Source organism: Pseudomonas sp. IT-P12, assembly GCF_949767465.1.
In the GTDB taxonomy this organism is placed as follows: Bacteria; Pseudomonadota; Gammaproteobacteria; order Pseudomonadales; family Pseudomonadaceae; genus Aquipseudomonas.
Window position 1 is genome coordinate 794,830 of sequence record NZ_CATKPY010000021.1, and the last position, 19,844, is coordinate 814,673.

20 protein-coding genes and 1 riboswitch are annotated in these 19,844 nt (G+C 62.3%); of the genes, 6 read left to right on the forward strand and 14 right to left on the reverse strand.

Features of this window, described 5'->3' with window-relative positions:
• Positions 1 to 7 precede the first annotated feature (7 nt).
• From ACM6IM_RS12640 to cobO, 6 genes are read right to left on the reverse strand one after another with little or no spacing between them, the layout of a single operon-like run.
• The gene (locus ACM6IM_RS12640) at positions 8 to 1,459 is read right to left on the reverse strand and encodes a cobyric acid synthase (RefSeq protein WP_414865300.1); all 1,452 of its coding nucleotides are present in this window, start codon (positions 1,457 to 1,459) and stop codon (positions 8 to 10) included.
• Complete coding sequence (gene cobD, locus ACM6IM_RS12645) at positions 1,456 to 2,448, reverse strand: threonine-phosphate decarboxylase CobD (protein WP_192302043.1); 993 nt, start codon at positions 2,446 to 2,448, stop codon at positions 1,456 to 1,458. The genes ACM6IM_RS12640 and cobD overlap by 4 nt, the downstream gene beginning before the upstream one ends.
• Complete coding sequence (gene cbiB, locus ACM6IM_RS12650; protein ID WP_192302044.1) at positions 2,441 to 3,349, reverse strand: adenosylcobinamide-phosphate synthase CbiB; 909 nt, start codon at positions 3,347 to 3,349, stop codon at positions 2,441 to 2,443. The genes cobD and cbiB overlap by 8 nt, the downstream gene beginning before the upstream one ends.
• The gene (bluB, locus tag ACM6IM_RS12655; RefSeq protein ID WP_414865301.1) at positions 3,346 to 3,996 is read right to left on the reverse strand and encodes a 5,6-dimethylbenzimidazole synthase; all 651 of its coding nucleotides are present in this window, start codon (positions 3,994 to 3,996) and stop codon (positions 3,346 to 3,348) included. Before bluB ends, cbiB begins: the two co-directional genes overlap by 4 nt.
• Complete coding sequence (locus tag ACM6IM_RS12660; protein ID WP_414865302.1) at positions 3,993 to 5,375, reverse strand: cobyrinate a,c-diamide synthase; 1,383 nt, start codon at positions 5,373 to 5,375, stop codon at positions 3,993 to 3,995. Before ACM6IM_RS12660 ends, bluB begins: the two co-directional genes overlap by 4 nt.
• Positions 5,372 to 5,983 (reverse strand): cob(I)yrinic acid a,c-diamide adenosyltransferase, encoded by a 612-nt coding sequence (cobO, locus tag ACM6IM_RS12665; RefSeq protein ID WP_192302047.1) that lies wholly within the window; start codon positions 5,981 to 5,983, stop codon positions 5,372 to 5,374. The genes ACM6IM_RS12660 and cobO overlap by 4 nt, the downstream gene beginning before the upstream one ends.
• A gap of 79 nt (positions 5,984 to 6,062) precedes the next feature.
• Positions 6,063 to 6,297, reverse strand: a riboswitch (cobalamin riboswitch).
• Between the two features lie 154 nt (positions 6,298 to 6,451).
• Between cobO and ACM6IM_RS12670 the strand changes: the two genes are divergently transcribed.
• Positions 6,452 to 7,036: a hypothetical protein gene (locus ACM6IM_RS12670; protein ID WP_192302048.1), complete on the forward strand. Its 585-nt coding sequence runs from the start codon at positions 6,452 to 6,454 to the stop codon at positions 7,034 to 7,036.
• A 68-nt stretch (positions 7,037 to 7,104) separates the two neighbouring features.
• Complete coding sequence (locus ACM6IM_RS12675) at positions 7,105 to 8,418, forward strand: PQQ-dependent sugar dehydrogenase (RefSeq protein ID WP_192302049.1); 1,314 nt, start codon at positions 7,105 to 7,107, stop codon at positions 8,416 to 8,418.
• A 125-nt stretch (positions 8,419 to 8,543) separates the two neighbouring features.
• Here the strand turns inward: ACM6IM_RS12675 and ACM6IM_RS12680 are convergent, their stop codons facing one another.
• The 6 genes from ACM6IM_RS12680 to ACM6IM_RS12705 form a co-directional block, all read right to left on the reverse strand.
• On the reverse strand, positions 8,544 to 9,197 hold the full coding sequence (locus tag ACM6IM_RS12680) for an O-methyltransferase (protein WP_414865303.1): 654 nt from the start codon (positions 9,195 to 9,197) through the stop codon (positions 8,544 to 8,546).
• Between the two features lie 15 nt (positions 9,198 to 9,212).
• Positions 9,213 to 9,746 carry a C40 family peptidase gene (locus ACM6IM_RS12685; protein WP_192302051.1) on the reverse strand — a complete coding sequence of 178 codons (534 nt, stop codon included), beginning with the start codon at positions 9,744 to 9,746 and terminating at the stop codon, positions 9,213 to 9,215.
• 220 nt (positions 9,747 to 9,966) lie between these two features.
• Positions 9,967 to 10,596 (reverse strand): C40 family peptidase, encoded by a 630-nt coding sequence (locus ACM6IM_RS12690; RefSeq protein ID WP_192302052.1) that lies wholly within the window; start codon positions 10,594 to 10,596, stop codon positions 9,967 to 9,969.
• A gap of 213 nt (positions 10,597 to 10,809) precedes the next feature.
• A complete protein-coding gene (gene hda / locus ACM6IM_RS12695) occupies positions 10,810 to 11,514 on the reverse strand; it encodes a DnaA regulatory inactivator Hda (RefSeq protein WP_201189661.1) in 705 nt (234 codons plus the stop codon).
• Positions 11,515 to 11,745: 231 nt separating this feature from the next.
• Entirely contained in the window at positions 11,746 to 12,819 is a 1,074-nt protein-coding gene (locus ACM6IM_RS12700; protein ID WP_414865304.1) for an AI-2E family transporter, read from the reverse strand.
• Positions 12,820 to 12,857: 38 nt separating this feature from the next.
• A complete protein-coding gene (locus ACM6IM_RS12705) occupies positions 12,858 to 13,922 on the reverse strand; it encodes a DUF2066 domain-containing protein (protein WP_414865305.1) in 1,065 nt (354 codons plus the stop codon).
• A 370-nt stretch (positions 13,923 to 14,292) separates the two neighbouring features.
• Here ACM6IM_RS12705 and purM point away from each other — a divergent pair, with 370 nt between their 5' ends.
• From purM to ACM6IM_RS12720, 3 genes are read left to right on the forward strand one after another with little or no spacing between them, the layout of a single operon-like run.
• Entirely contained in the window at positions 14,293 to 15,351 is a 1,059-nt protein-coding gene (gene purM / locus ACM6IM_RS12710) for a phosphoribosylformylglycinamidine cyclo-ligase (protein ID WP_192302056.1), read from the forward strand.
• Positions 15,351 to 16,001 (forward strand): phosphoribosylglycinamide formyltransferase, encoded by a 651-nt coding sequence (purN, locus tag ACM6IM_RS12715; RefSeq protein WP_192302057.1) that lies wholly within the window; start codon positions 15,351 to 15,353, stop codon positions 15,999 to 16,001. The genes purM and purN overlap by 1 nt, the downstream gene beginning before the upstream one ends.
• Positions 16,002 to 16,009: 8 nt before the next feature.
• Positions 16,010 to 16,723: a DUF3108 domain-containing protein gene (locus ACM6IM_RS12720; RefSeq protein ID WP_192302058.1), complete on the forward strand. Its 714-nt coding sequence runs from the start codon at positions 16,010 to 16,012 to the stop codon at positions 16,721 to 16,723.
• A 103-nt stretch (positions 16,724 to 16,826) separates the two neighbouring features.
• Here the strand turns inward: ACM6IM_RS12720 and ACM6IM_RS12725 are convergent, their stop codons facing one another.
• Positions 16,827 to 17,996 carry a hypothetical protein gene (locus ACM6IM_RS12725; RefSeq protein ID WP_414865306.1) on the reverse strand — a complete coding sequence of 390 codons (1,170 nt, stop codon included), beginning with the start codon at positions 17,994 to 17,996 and terminating at the stop codon, positions 16,827 to 16,829.
• A gap of 216 nt (positions 17,997 to 18,212) precedes the next feature.
• A complete protein-coding gene (locus tag ACM6IM_RS12730; protein WP_414865498.1) occupies positions 18,213 to 19,193 on the reverse strand; it encodes an amidohydrolase family protein in 981 nt (326 codons plus the stop codon).
• Between the two features lie 178 nt (positions 19,194 to 19,371).
• Here ACM6IM_RS12730 and ACM6IM_RS12735 point away from each other — a divergent pair, with 178 nt between their 5' ends.
• Positions 19,372 to 19,788 carry an OsmC family protein gene (locus ACM6IM_RS12735; protein ID WP_414865307.1) on the forward strand — a complete coding sequence of 139 codons (417 nt, stop codon included), beginning with the start codon at positions 19,372 to 19,374 and terminating at the stop codon, positions 19,786 to 19,788.
• The last annotated feature ends 56 nt before the right edge of the window (positions 19,789 to 19,844 follow it).

Here is a 19,844-nt window from a genome sequence, read left to right on the forward strand (position 1 = left end):
CACCCCATCAAATCCCACAGAGCCGACGCAACAGTTCGGTATCCAGATGCTGTTCCACCAGATCCGCCAGGCGCTCGATATCCCGCTCGCGCAGCCCGTGGTAATCCACTGCCTGCACATTTTGCAAACCGGCCCAACGCAACAGTGCACCGCACGCCGCCGGGGACTCGAACAGACCATGCAGATAGGTGCCAAAAATCTGCCCGTCGTCACTTTGCGCGCCATCGCAGCGCCCGTCGTCCAGGTGCACCGCAGCCTGTGCAAGACCAGGCCCGGTGGTCACACCGGCATGAATTTCATAGCCGCTGACCTCGGCATTCTCCAGCGCCAGGCGCCCGCGCACGTTGCGCAGTTGCTTGTCCGCCTCCAGCCGGGTTTCGAATGCCAGCAAGCCCAGGCCCGCACTGGATCCCGGCGCGCCTTCGAGGCCCAGGGGATCGTGCACCTGTTCGCCAAGCATCTGCAGACCGCCGCAGATCCCCAGCACTTTTCCGCCGTAGCGCAGATGGCGGGCGATGGCGGTGTCCCAGCCACTGCCGCGAAGGTACGCAAGATCGCTGCGCACACTTTTCGATCCGGGAAGAATGATCAGGTCGGCGGCGGGAATCGCCTGGCCAGGACCAATGAACTGCAGGTCCACTTGCGGGTGCAGGCGCAGCGGATCGAAATCGGTGTGGTTGCTGATGCGCGGCAACACCGGCACCACGACTTTCAGCACCTGGTCGGACTTGACGGTCTGGCGTTGATCGATGCCGTCCTCGGCCTCCAGATGCAGGTCCATCACATAAGGCAAGACGCCGATCACCGGTTTGCCGGTGCGCGCCTCCAGCCAGTCGAGCCCCGGTTGGAGCAAGGCGAGGTCACCGCGAAAACGATTGATGATGAAGCCTTTGACCCGCGCCTGCTCACTCGCTGACAGCAGTTCCAGCGTACCCACCAGATGGGCGAATACCCCGCCACGGTTGATATCGGCAATCAGCAGCACCGGACAGTCCACCGCTTCGGCGAAGCCCATGTTGGCAATGTCGCCGGCACGCAGGTTGATCTCTGCGGGCGAGCCCGCGCCTTCGACCATGACCACCGGGTACGCCGTGCTCAGACGCTGGTGCGAAGCCAGTACCGCTTGCAGCGCGATGGCTTTGTAGTCGTGGTACGCCACCGCGTTCATCGTCGTGACCGCGCGGCCATGAATGATCACTTGGGCCCCGGTGTCGCTGTTGGGCTTGAGCAGCACCGGGTTCATATCGGTGTGCGGTTCCAGGTAGGCCGCCTGGGCCTGCACGGCCTGTGCCCGACCGATCTCGCCCCCGTCGGCCGTCACGGCACTGTTGAGCGCCATGTTCTGCGGCTTGAACGGCACGACGCCGACACCCTGGCGCGTGACCCAACGGCACAGCGCCGTCACCAGGGTGCTTTTACCTGCGTCGGACGTCGTGCCCTGCACCATCAACGTGGTCATGGCACTTCCTTGGCAAAGGCGTCGAATGCCTGATCGAGGCGCAGCCAGTCGGCTTCTTCGCCCGGCAGGCCGAACCGCACGCTGCTGTTGTGGGTAAACAAGCGCAGCAGAATGCCGCGCCGGGCCATGAATTCATACAGTTCTTCGGCGCGCTGGGTGCTCAGCCACTGAAACAGGGCACAACCGCCCTGAGGTTTGAAAGCGTATTTTTCCAGCAACGTCGCCAACCGCTCACTGGCCACTTCGCTGCGTTGGCGTTGCCGGGCATGGCCCTCGGTATCCCGCAGGCAAGCCTGGCCCAGCACCCGCGTCGGTCCGCTGACAGCCCAGGGCCCGACCTGTTCGGCGAGCAACTTGAGCAACTTGCGCTCGGCCAGGACAAATCCCAGGCGCACACCGGCCAGACCAAAGAATTTGCCGAATGAACGCAGCACCACGAGACCGACCCGATGGGCAAAGGGGGCCAGGCTCAGGTGCGGCGTGTTGTCCATGAACGCTTCGTCCACGACCAGCCAGCCGCCGCGCTGGGCCAGCCGGGAATGCCAGTCGAGCAGACGCTCCGGGGTCAGGTGCAGGCCGGTCGGATTGTTGGGATTGACCACCACCAGCACATCGAGGCTGTCGATGAAAAAGTCGACTTCCTGCTCCACCACTTCGCGCACGATATAGCCACTGCGGCGCCAGGCTTGCGCATGCTCGGCGTAACACGGCGACAGCACACCGACCTTGCCTGCGCGACGCAGGCGCGGCAGCAACTGGATCGCCATTTGCGAGCCCGCCACCGGCAGTACCTGCGCGGTGCCGTAGTACTCGCAGGCAGCCTGCTCCAGACCGTCATCGGTTTCCGGCAACCGCGCCCAGGCACGCAGTGCAATCTCCGGGACCGCAAATGGCCAGGGCGCGAGGCCGCTGGACAGGTCGAGCCAATCGGCTTCGGCAATCCCGTATTCGAGCGCCGCCTTGCGCAACCGTCCACCGTGTTCAAGCATAAAATTCAGCCCCCACGCACAGAATCAGCAGCCATAACCATACCCCGCGCTGGACCAATTGCCAGCCTCGATCAATGGCGTCGGCATCCGCCGGCACACCTTCGCCCAATGGCGGGCGCTGGTGCAGTTCACCGTGATAAATCGCCGCCCCACCCAACTCGACCCCGAGCGCCCCGGCACCCGCCGCCATGACCGGGCCGGCGTTCGGGCTGTCCCAGGTCGGGCCTTGCGTGCGCCAGCACTTCAACGCGAGTCGGGTGTTACCCAGCAGCGCATACGTCAAGGCCACCAGCCGGGCCGGAATATAGTTGAGCACGTCGTCGATCTTCGCCGCCGCCCAGCCGAAACGTTCGAAGCGTTCGTTGCGATAGCCCCACATCGCGTCCAGCGTGTTGCTCAAGCGGTAGAGCACCACACCGGGCGCCCCGGCCACGACAAACCAGAACAAGGCGGCGAACACCGCGTCGCTGCCGTTTTCCAGGACCGACTCGGTGGCGGCACGGGCGACTTCGGTCGAGTCCAGTTCGCTGGTCTGGCGACTGACCAGATACCCGACCCGCTGGCGCGCCAATTCCAGATCGTCACTGCGCAAAGCCTTGGCTACCGGCTCGACGTGTTCACCCAGACTGCGCAGGCCGAGGGCGCAATACAGCGCAACAATCTCGACGATCCAACCGACATAAGGCGCCCAGGAAAACGCCGTGGCCAGCAGGGTCAGCGGTATGACCGCAATGACCCAGGCCGTGACACCGTGGCTGCGCCAGCCACGGCCACCGCCATTGAAACGTTGTTCGATGCGATCGGCAAAACGACCGAACGCCACCAGCGGATGCCAGCGCCTGGGTTCACCGAGCAGCGCATCCAGCGCCACGGCGGCGACACTCAACAACGCCACACTCATTGACTCACTCCCCAAAAATTTTCATACAGCAATTCGCTGAGCGGACGCTCCTGCGCCCAACCTTCGAGGACCAGCATCGGCGCCGTATAGAACGCCTTGACCGGTCCCAGGCACAGGATCGCCAGGGGTTTGGCCCCGGCGGGCAAACCCAGCAGGTCGGCCAGTGCCTGCGGTTCGAACAACGAGACCCAGCCCATGCCGAGCCCTTCGGCACGGGAGGCCAGCCACAGGTTCTGGATCGCGCAGGACAATGAAGCCATGTCCATTTCCGGCAGCGTGCGGCGACCGAAAATATGCCGTTCGCGATCGTCCATCAACGCGGCAACCAGCACCTCGGCGCAATCGTTGATCCCTTCGACTTTCAGCTTCATGAACTCGTCGCTGCGCTCGCCGAGGGCTTGCGCCGTACGCACGCGCTCCTCCTCCACCAGCGACTGGATCTGGCCGCGCAGGTGGCGATCGCTGATGCGGATAAACCGCCAGGGCTGCATCAGGCCGACGCTGGGCGCCTGGTGCGCGGCTTCGAGCAGGCGCCTCAATTGCGCAGGTTCGACGGTGCCGCCGCTGAAATGGCGCATGTCACGGCGTTCGGCGATGGCTCGATAGACGGCCGCGCGTTCGTCCTCGGAGAAGGCGTTGTCGCTCATGGCCGCTTCGCGAGCAGACTCGCTGCCTCAGGGGCGGGATGATCCATTGTGGCAGCAGGCTGGCTCGCGAAATCGTTCTCACGGTCCGGCGCAAACAGCGCGGCCACGGCCGAGGGATTCGATGGAAAGTAAAAATGCACATAAGAGGCGGTCATCCGCCCCTCACGAAAAACCGCCTCTGCGCCGCGCCCGCCGTTCGGGCTCAGGCCACGTGCAATCGGCGTCAGTTCGGTGGTGGTCAACGAATGATGGTAGGTGTGTCCGCGCAGTGAACCTTCCGGCAACTCGACCGCCTGCAACGCCAGCGCCGCCAGGCGTTTCTGCATCACGGCATGCCCCGCCAGCAAGCCCACCAGCTCAGCGCGAGTGCCCTCGACATCGGTCAGCGAATCGAGCAGGTACAACATGCCGCCACACTCGGCCAGCAACGGCTTGCCCGCTGCGTGGTGAGCGCGGATCGCATCGAGCATCGGGGTGTTTTGCGCCAGCGCCACGTGGTGCAGCTCCGGGTAACCACCCGGCAGATAGAGGCTGTCGGCCGGGGGCAGTTGCGTGTCGCGGATCGGCGAGAAAAAGGACAATTGGGCTCCCATGGCCCGCAACAGATCCAGGCTGGCGCCGTACGTGAACGCGAACGCTTCGTCGCGCGCCACGGCAATGCGCACACCGGCCAGCAACGGCTCGGCGACGAATACCTCGGGCGCAGCGAATGCCACGGCGGGCGGCAGCGCGACCTCGCAACTGCTGGCCAACGCCTCGGCGGCGGCATCGAGGCGCAGGTCGAGGTCGTTCAGCTCGCTGGCCTGGACCAGGCCGAGGTGGCGGCTCGGCAGCTCGATCCCGGTTTCCCGGGACAAAGCGCCGTACCAGCGCAAACCTTCGGTCAGGCTGCCTTCCAGCAATTGCGCATGGCGCAAGGTGCCGACCCGGTTGGCCAATACGCCGGCGAACGGCAGGTCCGCCTGATACTTCGCCAGGCCCAACGCCAGGGCGCCGAAGGTCTGCGCCATCGCCGTGCCGTCGATCACCCCGAGCACCGGCACACCGAAATGCCGCGCCAGGTCGGCGCTGGACGGCGTGCCGTCGAACAGGCCCATGACACCTTCGATGAGAATCAGGTCCGCTTCGGCGGCCGCTTCCCACAACAGGCGACGACTTTCCTGCTCGCCGACCATCCACATGTCCAGTTGATACACCGGCGCGCCACTGGCGCGCTCGAGGATCATCGGGTCGAGAAAGTCCGGACCGCACTTGAACACACGCACCTTGCGCCCCTGATTGCGGTGCAGACGGGCCAGTGCGGCGGTGACGGTGGTCTTGCCCTGGCCGGAGGCCGGCGCGGCAATCAATACCGCCGGGCAATGACGTGGCTCACTCACAATTCGACGCCCTTTTGCGCTTTGATCCCGGCCTGGAAGGCGTGCTTGATCATGCCCATTTCCGTGACGGTGTCAGCCAGCTCGATCATCTCCGGCTTGGCGCCGCGGCCGGTCACCACCACATGCTGCATCGGCGGACGCGCCTGCAGGTCGCTGAGCACCTGGTCGAGGTCAAGGTAGCCATGCTTGAGGGCGATGTTCAGTTCGTCCAGCACCACCAGGCCAATCGCCGGATCGCGCAGCAGTTCGCGGGACACCGCCCACGCGGCTTCGGCCGCGGCGATGTCGCGCTGGCGATCCTGGGTTTCCCAGGTAAAGCCTTCGCCCATCACATGGAAACGCACCTGCTCCGGGAAACGACGGAAAAACAATTCTTCGCCCGTGCTGTTGCGGCCCTTGATGAATTGCACCACGCCGCACTGCATGCCGTGCCCCATGGAACGGGCGAGCATGCCGAACGCCGAGCTGCTTTTGCCTTTGCCGTTGCCGGTCAGCACCAACAGCAGGCCGCATTCGTTCGGCGAGTTGGCGATGCGTTCGTCGATCACGGCTTTTTTACGCAGCATGCGCGCCAGGTGGCGTTCGTCACGATCAGGAGTATCAGTCATGGGAGCTCTCCGTTGAGGCTGGATAACGGCGGGCAGGCGCAAAAACAGACGGCAAGAAGCCTGGCATCGCCCACCGTGATGCCGCTGGATTGAATCAGGCCGGTCTCCGGGCTCATGAGCGGCATGACACCTGACTGCGCGCCTTCCCATGTCGCGATCGACACAGTGGCTCAAAGCGCAGCGTTCACTCATTTACCGTTGCGGGGGCAGCGCCGGGATCGTGGTCGCTCATCAGTTGAACGCACGCACTCACCGGCTTCCCTGTTTCACTCTATCAACCAGGGTCATAGAGCACCTGAAACAAGCCGCGAAGGTTAGAGGGTTGGGAATGGAGCGTCAATTAAAGCCGGGACGCCGATGGGCGAATAACTGCCGCTGATCAATAAAGTGACGCCAATCTTGTGCCACACTTCCAGCAGTGATATCAAAGAGCCACAACCCCACATCACAAGAACAAGGGTGAGCCCCATGCAAGGCATGATCATCAGCAATCCGCGACTGGAATTCCTGCGCCCGCTGCTGGAACGCTGGTTTGACTGTATTGACCGCTACAACGCCGTGCGCGGCGATAACGACACGCCTTACTGGTACGACGAAAAAGCCAACCTTGGCGTGCTCTCGGCCGCTGCCTGGATGGCCGAAATGGTCACCCTGCAAAACACCCAGACCCGCAAACAGATCGAAGACGGCGAACGCAACGCCCGCGCCGACCTGCTCATCGCCTCGAGCGAGGCGCGCGCCTATCTTCAAGCGACCCAGCGCTGGCCACGGGTCAACGGACTGAACCTGACACAGGCGCTGGCAGAAATCACCAGCGACGCCAAGCGCATCAGCTACAGCAGCGACCTGAAACTGGGCTGCCTGTTCGTGGCGCCACAAAAGGCCCAGCACGGTGCCACGCCGGAAGAGCTTCAGGACATGGTCGACGACCTGCAGAAGGAAAACACCTGCGCCGTGGCCTGGTATTTCCCCTATGCCTACCGCAAGTTGCACAACGAAGCGGGCAACTACCATCCCGGCATCGCCGTGCTGCTCAAGGAGGCCCGCGGCTGAACGGTTGAACCATCACGGGCTTGCGCTTCTCTACTGATCAGATCACTGCATCCAAAGGGAAGATCAGTATGCGCAAGCCTCAGCTCGTTTTCGTCATCGCACTCGCCGGAGGGCTCACCGCCTGCGGTGAAACCTCCAGCCTGCAAGTCTCCGACGGCACCGGCCCGTCACCCCAGTTGCCGGAGCCGAACAAGACCCTGATCCCGACGATGAACATCGCCCCGGCCATCGGCTGGCCGAACGGCACAAAACCCACGGCGGCGACAGGCACTCAGGTGGCCGCGTTTGCTGAAGGCCTCGATCATCCGCGCTGGTTGTACGTGCTGCCCAACGGCGACGTGCTGGTCGCCGAAACCAACGCACCGCCCAAACCCGATGACGGCAAAGGCATCAAAGGCTGGATCACCGAGAAAGTCATGAGCCGCGCCGGCGCCGGCGTTCCCAGCCCGAACCGGATCACCCTGTTGCGGGACAAGGACCACGACGGCATCGCCGAAACCCGCACGGTGTTCCTGGAAAACCTCAATTCACCCTTCGGCATGACCCTGGTCGGCACTGACCTGTACGTCGCCGACACCGACCGCCTGTTGCGTTTCCACTATGAAGAGGGCGACACGGCGATCAAGTCGCAGCCGATCAAAGTGGCGGACCTGCCCGGCGGCACGCTGAATCACCACTGGACCAAAAACGTCATCGCCAGCAAGGACGGCAGCAAGCTGTACGTCACCGTAGGCTCCAACAGCAACGTCGCCGAAAACGGCATGGACAAGGAAGAAGGCCGCGCCGCGATCTGGGAAGTGGACCGCGCCACCGGCAATCACCGGATCTTCGCCTCGGGCCTGCGCAACCCCAATGGCATGGCCTGGGAACCACAGAGCGGCGCCCTGTGGACAGCGGTCAACGAGCGCGATGAAATTGGCAGCGACCTGGTCCCGGACTACATCACCTCCGTCAAGGACGGTGCCTTCTATGGCTGGCCGTTCAGTTATTACGGTCAGCACGTCGACGTGCGTGTCCAGCCGCAAAACCCGGACCTGGTCGCCAAGGCCATCGCACCGGACTACGCGGTCGGCCCACATACTGCTTCGCTGGGCCTGACGTTTGCCGAAGGCAACACGCTGCCGGCGCAGTTCAAGGAAGGCGCGTTCATTGGTCAGCACGGCTCGTGGAACCGCAAGCCGCACAGTGGCTACAAGGTGATATTCGTGCCCTTCAGCGCCGGCAAACCGAACGGCGCACCGATTGATGTGCTCACCGGTTTCCTCAATGACAAGGAGGAAGCCATGGGGCGGCCGGTTGGCGTGGTCATTGACCGCCAGGGCGATCTGCTGGTGGCCGATGATGTGGGGAACAAGGTGTGGCGGGTGTCGGCGGTCAAGTAGAGGCGATGCTGCAAGCGACAAGGCGGGCTTGCTCACGATAGCGGTGCGCCCGCCAGCCCTGCGGCCACTGACCGATTACATTCGAGCGCCGGCTCGCTTCGATGAGGCCGAGGCCGCCAGAACCTTCAGCGTTTACGGCAGAGGGTGAGCCCGTCTCCCAGCGGCAGCAGCGACAGATCCACGCGCGAGTCATCCTTCAGTGCGCGATTGAGCGCCTGGATGGCTCGGGTGTCGGCGCTATCGGGCGCCTGTTCGAGCACCCGCCCACTCCAGAGCGTATTGTCGAACACCGCCAGGCCACCCACGCGCAACAAGCGCAGGGCATGCTCCAGGTAGTGGGGGTAATTGGCCTTGTCGGCATCGATGAAAATCAAATCGAACTGCCCCGGCTCGTTCAGCCCCGCCAGGGTTTGCAGCGCGGGTGCCAGGCGCAGGTCAATCCGTGCGGCGAGCCCCGCTTCCTGCCAGTAACGCCGCGCAGTAGCGTTGTAGTCACCGGGCACGTCGCAACAGATCAGGGAACCGTCCTCCGGCAATGTGGCGGCCATGCACAGGGCGCTGTAACCGGTGAAGGTGCCGACCTCCAGTAAACGCCTGGCCCCCATGAGCCTGACCAGCAATGCGAGGAACTGCCCCTGCTCCGGCGCCACCTGCCAGCGCGCCATGGGCAGCGCCTGGGTTTCGTCACGCAAGCGCTTGAGCAGCGGCGTCTCCCTCAGGGAGACGTCGAGCAGGTATTGATACAGGGCATCATCGAGATTGAGCGTGCGAGCGGTCATGACAACCTCTTCGGACTAGGGGTTGCGCGCCAGATGCTCGGGTTGCAGGACGCGCTTGGCGCTGAGGTAAGCCTTCTGCCAATAAGCCTTGGACAAGCTGTCGAGCTTCACAGTGCCGCCCGTGGCCGGGGCATGGACGAAACGACCTTCGCCGACATAGATCCCGGCATGGCTGACTTGGGAACCGCCATTGGTGGCGAAGAACACCAGGTCACCACTTTGCAGGCCCTCCTTGCCGACGTCGGCCGCCTGCATGCTGATCATTTCACGGGTGGTGCGTGGCAGGGAAATGCCGGCGGCGTCGCGGTAGACGTAACCGATCAGGCCGCTGCAATCGAACCCGGAGTCCGGCGTGTTGCCGCCCCAGCGATAAGGCGTGCCCACCAGGCCCAACGCGCGAAACAACACGTCCTCGGCCTCGGGTGAAGACGGCTGCGGGGAACTGAAGACGATAGGTGCACGGACGACCGGAGCGGGCGGCGTGCGACTGGCGCAGGCACTGAGCAGCGCGGCGAGGACTATGAGTGTGAGGCGGGCCGACATCGTCATAAGCAGAACATCCTGATCTGGCTGCGGCTTTTTTCTGCCCGATCGGCAGAAAAGAAAACCGCCTGCGCAGAACGCAGGCGGTTTGCCATCAATAATGGATCAGATTCTAGCGCCTATGGGGCAAACTTCAAGTAAGACTTTAAGTTCACCATGTAACCTGTCCGGCTACTCCCTTGCGGAGAAGCCTGGGTCACCACCGAAAGTGGCGACCCATGCAGTATTACTTGCGAGCGGTGACCACGGTCGGCGCCATGGCGAGTGCGCGCTTGGCTTCGATGAAGGTCTTGCTCCAGTAGCTGTCGCCCAGGCTGTCGACCCGCACACCACCGCTCTTGCGGCTGCTGGAGTGGATGAACTGGTTGTCGCCCAGGTAGATCCCGGCGTGACTGACACGACCGCGACGACCGTTGGTAGCGAAGAACAGCAGGTCGCCCGGCTTGAGTGCGCTGCGGGACACCAGAGGCGCATCGACGTTGATCATTTCGCGAGTCGAACGGGGCAGGTTCATGCCAGCCTCTTCACGAAACAGGTAACCGATGAAACCACTGCAATCGAAGCCGGCCTCGGAGGTGCCGCCGAAACGGTAACGGGTACCGATCAGGGACATGCCGCGCTCGAGGATGCTGTCCGCCAGCACTGGAAGCTGATACGACTTGCCGTCGGCGAAGTTGGCCAGTTCCTTGTCGGTTTCCAGTTCTTGCTGGAAACGCTGGGACGAAGATTGTGCAGTGACCGAATTGTTGCTGACCTGCTGTTGTGGAGCCTGCTCGGACACTGGAGAGTGAGCAGCGCAACCGAACAGCAGGGTAACGAGTGCGAGAGGCACGAGGGGTGCGAAGCGCTTTAGCATGGGCACGACCGTGGCTGATAGTTGTAAAGAAGCCGAGACTATGCCCGCTATCAACCTCATTTGCAAATTCAATCGAAACTTTTGTGACTTTTCGTTTTCCCGTTAACATCTAAGCGCTTAAGCCCCATTTAGACGCCTGCGCAGCCTGTACCCCATAGGAATGCGGGTTTACTGGCGCCTGAAATATGCCGAAAGTCGCGGAAAACGGGGGCCTTACCAGCCCAGCGTCTCTTTCAGGAACGGGATGGTCAGCTTGCGCTGGGCTTGAAGGGAGGCTTGGTCGAGCTGCTCGAGAAGGTCGAACAGCGCACTCATGCTGCGAGTGCCACGGGTCAGGATGAAATGCCCGACTTCATCGGTCAGGTGCAGGCCGCGACGGGAAGCGCGCAACTGCAAGGCGCGCAATTTGTCTTCGTCGGACAGGGGGCGCATCTGGAAGATCAGGGCCAGGGTCAGGCGCGACTTGAGGTCGGCCAGCTTCACCGGCAATTCACGTGGGGAGGTCGATGCCGCGATCAGCAGGCGCCGTCCACTGTCACGCAGACGGTTGAACAGATGAAACAGCGCCTCTTCCCAATCCGCACGCCCGGCAACTACCTGCAGATCGTCCAGGCAGACCAGTTCGTATTGTTCGAGGTTGTCGAGGATTTCGACCCCGCGATCCAGCAGCTCGGCCAACGGCAGATAGACTGCCGGCTCCCCCATCTGTTCGAAGCGCAGGCAGGCCGCCTGCAACAGATGCGTGCGCCCTACCCCATGCTTGCCCCACAGGTAAATCAGGCTTTCGGTCCAGCCGGCGTCGGCTTCGCAAAGTCGCTCGACATAGCCGAGTGCAGCGGCATTGGCGCCTGGGTAGTAGTTGATAAAGGTGGCGTCATCACGCAGACGCACACCTAGGGGCAGCTGAATCGGTTTCATGCTGACTGAACAGTTCCAAATGAACCGTTAGTGGCCTCTGTGTAAAGTTTGCGAAGTTTATACCCGTGACGCTGACCGCACAATGCGACAGACCATAAGCAAAATCAAAGGTTTGCGTAATTGCGCCGCTTTGACGAACGCGTCGATGGCGGCGCATGTGACCGCAGCGCAAGGGATGGGGCCCCAGCCCGGCTGCGCACCGGGCCACCCCCAACCGATCATTGAAGGACGCTAGAGTTCAGGATCATCGATACCGCTGTACATATCCGAATCCTTGTACAAATCATGCACGTGGCGCACCAGCACCATGATCACGGCGGCCACCGGCAGCGCCAGCAGCACCCCGGTGAACCCGAACAGCTCGCCGCCAGCCAGGATGGCGAAGATCACCGCCACCGGGTGCAGGCCAATGCGATCCCCCACCAGCAACGGCGTGAGCACCATGCCCTCGAGCGCCTGCCCGACCATGAACACCGCGACGATGCCGATCATGGGATACAAATCGCCGCCGAACTGAAACAGACCGGCAATCAGCGCCGCCCCAATCCCGATGACAAACCCCATGTACGGCACAATGGCCGCCAGGCCGGCGATCAGCCCGATCAACAGCCCCAGCTCCAGCCCGACCAGCATCAGGCCGGCGGCATAGATCACCCCCAGCGCCACCATCACCAGTAACTGCCCGCGCACGAACGCACCCAGCACTTCATGGCATTCGCCCGCCAGGCTGACGACGCGCTCTTCGCGATCACGCGGCAACAGGCTGCGGATCTTGGCCATCATCAGGTCCCAGTCACGCAGCAGGTAGAAACTCACCACCGGGATCAGCACCAGGTTGGCCAGCCAACCGATCAACGCCAGGCTGGAAGCGGTCGCCTGGCTCAAGACCACGCCAACGATGTCGGTGGTCTGCCCCATGTGTTCGCTGATGGCGGACTTCACCTTGTCGAATTTCCAGAAGCCGTCCGACAGCCCGAACTTCGATTGCGCCCACGGCAGCGCGGTGTGCTGCAACCAGTCGAGCATCTGCGGTGCCAGCTCGTACAAGCGAAACAACTGCTTGGCGAGCATGGGCACCAGCACCAGCAGCAACGTGGTGAAGATCAGCGTAAACAGCGCAAACACCGCCACCACGCCCCAGGTCCGGGACAACCCGGCCTTTTCCAGCCGATCCACCAGCGGGTCGAACAGGTACGCCAGCAGCAGCGCCACCAGGAATGGCGTCAAAATCGGATGCAACAGCCAGATAAACGCGCAGAGCAGAACCACTCCACCCAACCAGAACCAACGCCGCGTATCGGCCATGTACCACTCCATCTGCATTTATATAAAGAAAGAAAACCTTACCAACGGAAACGCAACTGCGGCACCGGGGCCGGCGCAGGCGCCACGACAGGCGTCGCACCTTCGGCCGCAGGTTGCACAGGCGTCACCGGAGCCGGCGCAGGCGCCTCACCCGCCGCGACCTCCTGCAACTTCGCCAGTGACAACTGCGAGCGCAATTGCTCTGCACTGCCATTGACCCGGTACAGAATCCGGTCAGCGTCGACATTCACCAGGCGCGCACCAAAGGGCTCCAGCAAACGCCCAAGCGTCGCGTAACGTTCCAGGCTCATGCCCTGCACTTCCAGCAATTGCTCGCCCGAAGCCCCCGGCTTGACCACAAACCGCGGCGCCAGCCGCTGATTGACCGCCAGCATCACCGCATCCGCCACGGCGGCCTGATCCGCGCCCTGGACACTGCCCGCCTCCTTCTGATCGCCCAGCCACAGGTGCCACTTGGCTTGCCACTGCCCACCCTCTTCACGGGCATGCACTGCCAGCAGGGCATCGGCGTTGTAACGATCCGATGCCTCGCGCAACGGGGCAGCATCCGTTCCTTCGAGATTCGGTGCCGTGGCGACCAGTTGCTCGCTCAGGTCCGCCAGCGGCAGACGCAGCGGCAACCCCCGGTGCTGAGCGGCGCGCCGCAGCGGCTCGGCACTGGCCTGGCCATCGCCCACCAGGCTCGAACCTTCGGTTGAGTCATTCAACCACCAGGTCAGGATCGATGGCCGATTCGCCCCCCACAACGACAGCCCGGCGCGGCGCAGTGCCTGCCCGGTGCTGGCCGGGTCGAAATCGACCTTCAGTACTTCCGGCGGGCCGGCTTCGAAACCGTACTGACTGATGATCTGTTGCGGGTCTTTGCGGATGTCGGCCAGACCGGGACTCTGCACGGCCTTTGCATCGCCAGTCAGACGCAACACCAGGGTGTCGAGCGCGCGCTGGGTAGCCTGATCACGCTCATCGGGTGATTGGCTGGTGACGGGCTCGCGCACCTGATAAAGGCTTTTGACCGTTTCGGCATGACTCGCCAGGCTGACCAGGGACAGACAACCCACAAACAATGATCTGAAAAAACGCATGGAGGATTCCTGACGACGAGAGCGGCTGGAACTGGCCGCATGAAGACAATCGAGCAAAGCTGTGACCATCGCCCGACGCAAAACATTCACCCGTTGCGGTGATGTTTTTCGTACACCCATTACGATAGACGGTTAACGGCCCTACCTTATATAGCCATGGACACGGGCATAGCGGTTTTTTTGTATCGATAGGCCCCTGCTGTCGGCCTGAGGATGGCCGCTGCTGCTCAAGCCTGATAAAATCGCGCGCCTTCGCAGACCGGCAACAGCCGGACCCCTGAAATCCGCGCAGGGCACATGCCCTTCGTTTTTTCGGCGGTCCCGTTGGACTCGGTCGTTACCCCCTGAATCCCCCCTAAAGGCCTGGATCATGAGCAAGCAACCCTCCCTGAGCTACAAGGACGCCGGTGTAGACATCGACGCCGGTGAAGCATTGGTCGAACGCATCAAGAGCGTCGCCAAGCGCACTGCGCGCCCGGAAGTCATGGGCGGCCTGGGCGGTTTTGGCGCCCTCTGCGAAATCCCGGCCGGCTACAGGCAGCCCGTGCTGGTTTCCGGCACCGACGGCGTGGGCACCAAGCTGCGCCTGGCACTGAACCTGAACAAGCACGACAGCATCGGCATCGACCTGGTCGCCATGTGCGTCAATGACCTGGTGGTCTGTGGTGCCGAGCCGCTGTTCTTCCTCGACTACTACGCCACCGGCAAACTGAACGTCGACACCGCCGCTCAGGTCGTGACCGGCATCGGCGCGGGCTGCGAACTGTCCGGCTGCTCCCTGGTCGGCGGCGAAACCGCTGAAATGCCTGGCATGTACGAAGGCGAAGACTACGACCTGGCCGGTTTCTGTGTCGGCGTCGTGGAAAAATCCGAAATCATCGACGGCTCCAAAGTGGCGGCTGGCGACGCCCTGCTCGCCCTGCCATCCTCCGGCCCGCACTCCAACGGCTACTCGCTGATCCGCAAGATCATCGAAGTGTCCGGTGCCGAGATCGAAAACATCCAGCTCGACGGCAAACCGCTGACCGACCTGCTGATGGCGCCGACCCGCATCTACGTCAAGCCGCTGTTGAAGCTGATCAAGGAAACCGGCGCGGTCAAGGCCATGGCCCACATCACCGGCGGCGGCCTGCTGGACAACATCCCGCGCGTGCTGCCAAAAGGTGCTCAAGCCGTGGTCGACGTCGCGAGCTGGACCCGCCCAGCCGTCTTCGACTGGCTGCAGGAAAAAGGCAACGTCGACGAAAACGAAATGCACCGCGTGCTCAACTGCGGCGTCGGCATGGTGATCTGCGTTGCGCAGGAACACGTTGAAAGCGCATTGAACGTACTGCGCGAAGCCGGCGAACAGCCATGGGTCATCGGCCAGATCTCCACCGCTGCCGAAGGCGCGGCTCAGGTTGAACTGAAGAACCTCAAGGCTCACTGATGTCCCAGACCTGTGATGTCGTGGTGCTGTTGTCCGGCACCGGCAGTAACTTGCAGGCCCTGATCGACAGCACGCGGACCGGCGACAGCCCGGTCCGCATCGCTGCGGTGATTTCCAACCGCGCCGACGCCTACGGCCTGCAACGCGCCAGGGACGCCGGTATCGCCACCCGCTCCCTGGATCACAAGGCATTCGACGGCCGCGAGGCCTTCGATGCCGCCCTTATCGAACTGATCGACGCCTTCAACCCCAAACTGGTCGTCCTGGCCGGTTTCATGCGCATCCTCAGTGCCGGCTTTGTTCGCCACTACACGGGACGCCTGCTCAACATCCATCCCTCGCTGCTGCCCAAATACAAAGGGTTACACACCCATCAGCGCGCGCTGGAGGCCGGCGACACGGTGCACGGCTGTTCCGTGCACTTCGTCACCGAGGAACTCGATGGCGGACCACTGGTCGTACAGGCAGTAATACCGGTAGAGTTGCACGATTCGCCGCACAGTCTGGCGCAGCGAGTTCACACCCAGGAACACCTGGTCTACCCGATGGCCGTACGCTGGTTTGCCGAAGGTCGTTTATCGCTCGGTGAACAAGGTGCTTTACTGGACGGCCAGTTACTCGCGGCCAGCGGCCACTTGATTCAAACCTAGGAGATTTTATGCGTCGTGCCCTGCTGTTCGCCTGCGCCCTGCTCGCCCTGCCTTTCGCACAGGCCGCAGAGCTTCAACCTTTCTCCGCCAGCTACACCGCCGACTGGAAGCAACTGCCTATGAGCGGCACCGCCGAGCGCAGCCTGACCAAGGAAGCCAACGGTGTCTGGAAACTCAGTTTCAAGGCGTCGATGATGATCGCCAGCCTGTCCGAGGAAAGTACCCTGACCCTGGACAAGGACACCCTGCTGCCGCAGTCCTACCACTTTGAACGCGGCGGCCTGGGTAAAGCCAAGAAAGCCGACCTGGACTTCGACTGGACCGCCAAGAAGGTCACCGGCACCGACCGCGGCGATGCGGTCAACATCCCGCTCAACCGCGGCATGGTCGACAAATCCACCTACCAGCTGGCATTGCAGCATGACGTGGCCGCCGGCAAGAAAAGCATGAGTTATCAGGTGGTCGATGATGGCGAAGTCGATACCTATGACTTCCGCGTGCTGGGCTCGGAAAAGGTCGACACCAAGGCCGGCCAGATCGACGCGATCAAGGTCGAGCGCGTGCGCGACCCGACACAAAGCAAGCGCATCACCGTGTTGTGGTTCGCCAAGGATTGGGATTACCTGCTGGTTCGCCTGCAACAGGTCGAGACCGACGGCAAGGAGTACAACATCATGCTCCTCGACGGGAAGGTCAACGGCAAGACCGTCAAAGGCAACTGAGCCGCCGCACATGAAAGCCCCGCCAATGCGGGGCTTTTTTTCGCCTCGTATCTCGCTCCTTCCCTGGAGAACGCCTTCTCGGGAGGAGCCCACAGACGCTGCATCAAGGCTGGGTGGCGATCCCGTATAACCACGCCGAGGGCGCGTCGGCGTGATACGCGGTGGTGATCCAACGTCCTCCTGACTGAAGAACGCTGTCCGCCGGGCCACCTGGGTGATACATGAAACCGGACCAACCGTAGCTGGCGTCTATGGTGCCATCGACAGTGAAACGTGTGGACACCTGCTCCAGGTCCGGGCGCCCCGAATGGCCAGCAACGAGCAGCTTGCTATCGGCTTGTTCAGAAACGCAAACCCACCTGCCCAACAACTCAGGGGTCTCAACGGGCTGCCCGCCGTTAAATGCCTGATCCGGCTGTCCGTTCTGGTCGAGGCCAACGACCAAGGCACCCGCGTCGCCCGTACCGCCAACGCAGCGCACGCTTCCATCCCCGCGCAGCAACATGTCACTGAACGAGTAGGTAGCCCCCGGTCGGCCAGAGAAGGAAAAGCCCTGCTCACCATAACTCGTGTCCAGGTCGCCATTCTGGTTGATCCCGGCGACATAACCCTGGTTTGCCACGTCCCCGGCAACGAGTATGCGGCCTTGGCTCTGCACAGCCACTTGTGACACGTACAGCCTGCCGTAGGGATGAAACAACTGTGCGACACCCTCGACCCCGAAGCTTGAATCCAGATTGCCATCGGGCAGTAACCTGATCAGCAGCGTTCCGTTTCCGGTGCGCGAGGAGTACCCGCCGCACAGGAGTATCTTGCCGTCCGCCTGCAGACAACCGCGTATGCGCGTGATGCCGATCTGTGACTCGGGGAACACCTGGAGAACCTTGCGGCCGAATACCAGATCCGGGCTTCCACCCGGATTCAAACGCGTCACGGCAGGCTGGCCGACCTGTGAAGAATAGGAGGCCCCGATGACCACAATCTTCTTGTCAGCCTGAAGCAAGAGGCGCCAGACGCTTGACCCTCCCCCATCGTCGAACTTCCATTTCAGCCAGCCCTGATTGGCGAAGCTGCTGTCCAGGACGCCGTTCGCATCCACCCTGCACAGGCAAAACTCCATGCCCGCGTTCATTGCCACCGTCAACGAGTTCGTATCTGCAATCAGCGCAACGGCCTCGCCGGTAGAAGTGGGGACTTCGAATCGGCCGTCGATTGCAAAGGAAGGATCCAACTCACCGGCCACGTTGATGCCGGCATCATGTTCACTCGCCATCGCTTCTCTCCTGCAAACCGGAAAAAAGAACAACTTCGCGCAGGCAAGTGCAGAGCAATGAAGGGGAAGATGCTTGGCCTGGAAAGGACTGCGTTCATGAGTTGCGATTCAATCACACCTGAAGTCGCACCACTACTGTCACAAATGACAGTCCAACGATGAAAATCGTTTCGCGCGTGCACCTGTCGTTCCAGCGAGCGTGACGTTGGAGCACGTTCACTTCGCTGCATGACGCGGCAGGATCGCGAGGAAATTGTCCCTCGCGACCTTTCTGGCCACGTCCTCAGGCAAGGCATCGAGAAACGGATCAAAGCCGTGTATCTCATTGCCGAGCTTGTTGAAGCGCCCGACCACATCCGAACCGATCATGAAACGCTCAGGAAAGCGCTCCACCAGCGCCAGCCACTCGGCCCGGGGCTTGCCCTGTTCATCCAGCAGATAGGGCGTCAGCAGGCTCCAGGACAGGTCGATAAACAGATTGGGATAAGCCTCCAGCATCCGCGTCAGGGTCGGCAGCAGGAAATCCAGCCGGGTCTGGTGCCGATGAATCTCCGCGCTGGTGCCCGCATGCGCCCAGATGAAACGGGTATGCGGATGGTTACGCAGCGGTTCTTCGATTTCCGGCAAGTACAACGGGTTTCGCTCACGCTTGGAGGTGATGTTCGAATGCACCATCACCGGCAGATCGTTTTCGGCGGCGAGGTGATAAATGCGTGTCATCGCCTCGTTGTTGGCCCGCGGTGTATCGCCGGAAGTCAACGCGGTCAGGTCGTCATGGCGGGTGAAGACTTCACCGATGCCCTGCCACAGGCCCGGGTTCAGATCGAGCATGCGCTGGATATGAGCGGCGGAGTTTTTGTCGTTGGGGTTGAAGCCCGAGAGGAACGGGTGGAAGTACTGACGCTGCTGCGCGGGCAATGAATTGACCGCCGCCGCGACAAGGGTGTCGGTCGCGCTGTACCAATAGGCGTCGGCGTCGTCGCCCGCGTAGTAGCGAGGGCGCTTCGGTTCGTCCTCATGCCATTTCTTGGCCACCGGAATGCCGGAAATCATCACATGCTCGATGCGATTGTCCGCCATGGCCTTGAGCAATTTCGGCATGCCCGCCGTTTCCTGGAAAAAATCCACGTAATGCAGGTGCGCATCGCTGTAGGCATATTCGCGAGCTTCAGCGCACGCACTGCAAAATACCCACATCCAGGCAAGGCTCAAGCGGTTCAGGGGCACGGGCGATCTCCGAAGTCATGAACAGCGTAGACCCCGGCACGCGGCCCGGGGTTCACCAGCAAGAAAGTGGAACGCGTGACAGTGGGAATGCTCTATAACTGCAAGGTATTTTTTTATCGAACGACTTTTCCTACCTGCGAGGTATTCCATGACTGTCACCGTCAATACCGTTTCCGCTGAAGGTTTTCGCCATAGCGTAGACATCGATGAGCACGAACTCTTTGCCGATGTACCGACCTCCGCCGGCGGAGAAAGCTCGGCGCCCGAGCCCCATGACTACTTCGACGCCGCCCTGGGCGCCTGCAAGGCCCTGACCCTGAAGTTGTACGCGAAGAAGAAGGACATCCCGCTCACGGGGGTCACGGTCGAGGTCAAGCGCGACAACAGCGAGGAACTCAAAGGCAAATACGCGTTGCACGTCAAACTGACCCTCAAGGGTGTCCTCACCGACGCCCAGCGTGACGAACTGCACCGCGTGGCCGATCGTTGCCCGATCCACAAACTGATGACCACCACCGACGTCAGCATCGAAACCCATCTGTCCGAAGGTGCGTTCAGCCAATAGCGGCAACCGCCGGGCAAGCGGGTTATGCTCCACGCGTCACCCGCTCAGCCTGGAAC

Bases quoted from the DNA above. Each gene is read 5' to 3' on its own strand.
- ACM6IM_RS12675 (WP_192302049.1), top strand. From the start codon at position 7,105: ATGCGCAAGCCTCAGCTCGTTTTCGTCATCGCACTCGCCGGAGGGCTC.
- ACM6IM_RS12680 (WP_414865303.1), bottom strand. From the start codon at position 9,197: ATGACCGCTCGCACGCTCAATCTCGATGATGCCCTGTATCAATACCTG.
- ACM6IM_RS12640 (WP_414865300.1), bottom strand. From the start codon at position 1,459: ATGACCACGTTGATGGTGCAGGGCACGACGTCCGACGCAGGTAAAAGC.
- ACM6IM_RS12730 (WP_414865498.1), bottom strand. From the start codon at position 19,193: ATGTGGGTATTTTGCAGTGCGTGCGCTGAAGCTCGCGAATATGCCTAC.
- ACM6IM_RS12685 (WP_192302051.1), bottom strand. From the start codon at position 9,746: ATGACGATGTCGGCCCGCCTCACACTCATAGTCCTCGCCGCGCTGCTC.
- ACM6IM_RS12700 (WP_414865304.1), bottom strand. From the start codon at position 12,819: ATGGCCGATACGCGGCGTTGGTTCTGGTTGGGTGGAGTGGTTCTGCTC.
- ACM6IM_RS12725 (WP_414865306.1), bottom strand. From the start codon at position 17,996: ATGGCGAGTGAACATGATGCCGGCATCAACGTGGCCGGTGAGTTGGAT.
- bluB (WP_414865301.1), bottom strand. From the start codon at position 3,996: ATGAGCGACAACGCCTTCTCCGAGGACGAACGCGCGGCCGTCTATCGA.
- cbiB (WP_192302044.1), bottom strand. From the start codon at position 3,349: ATGAGTGTGGCGTTGTTGAGTGTCGCCGCCGTGGCGCTGGATGCGCTG.
- ACM6IM_RS12705 (WP_414865305.1), bottom strand. From the start codon at position 13,922: ATGCGTTTTTTCAGATCATTGTTTGTGGGTTGTCTGTCCCTGGTCAGC.
- hda (WP_201189661.1), bottom strand. From the start codon at position 11,514: ATGAAACCGATTCAGCTGCCCCTAGGTGTGCGTCTGCGTGATGACGCC.
- ACM6IM_RS12690 (WP_192302052.1), bottom strand. From the start codon at position 10,596: ATGCTAAAGCGCTTCGCACCCCTCGTGCCTCTCGCACTCGTTACCCTG.
- cobD (WP_192302043.1), bottom strand. From the start codon at position 2,448: ATGCTTGAACACGGTGGACGGTTGCGCAAGGCGGCGCTCGAATACGGG.
- purM (WP_192302056.1), top strand. From the start codon at position 14,293: ATGAGCAAGCAACCCTCCCTGAGCTACAAGGACGCCGGTGTAGACATC.
- ACM6IM_RS12720 (WP_192302058.1), top strand. From the start codon at position 16,010: ATGCGTCGTGCCCTGCTGTTCGCCTGCGCCCTGCTCGCCCTGCCTTTC.
- ACM6IM_RS12735 (WP_414865307.1), top strand. From the start codon at position 19,372: ATGACTGTCACCGTCAATACCGTTTCCGCTGAAGGTTTTCGCCATAGC.
- ACM6IM_RS12670 (WP_192302048.1), top strand. From the start codon at position 6,452: ATGCAAGGCATGATCATCAGCAATCCGCGACTGGAATTCCTGCGCCCG.
- purN (WP_192302057.1), top strand. From the start codon at position 15,351: ATGTCCCAGACCTGTGATGTCGTGGTGCTGTTGTCCGGCACCGGCAGT.
- cobO (WP_192302047.1), bottom strand. From the start codon at position 5,983: ATGACTGATACTCCTGATCGTGACGAACGCCACCTGGCGCGCATGCTG.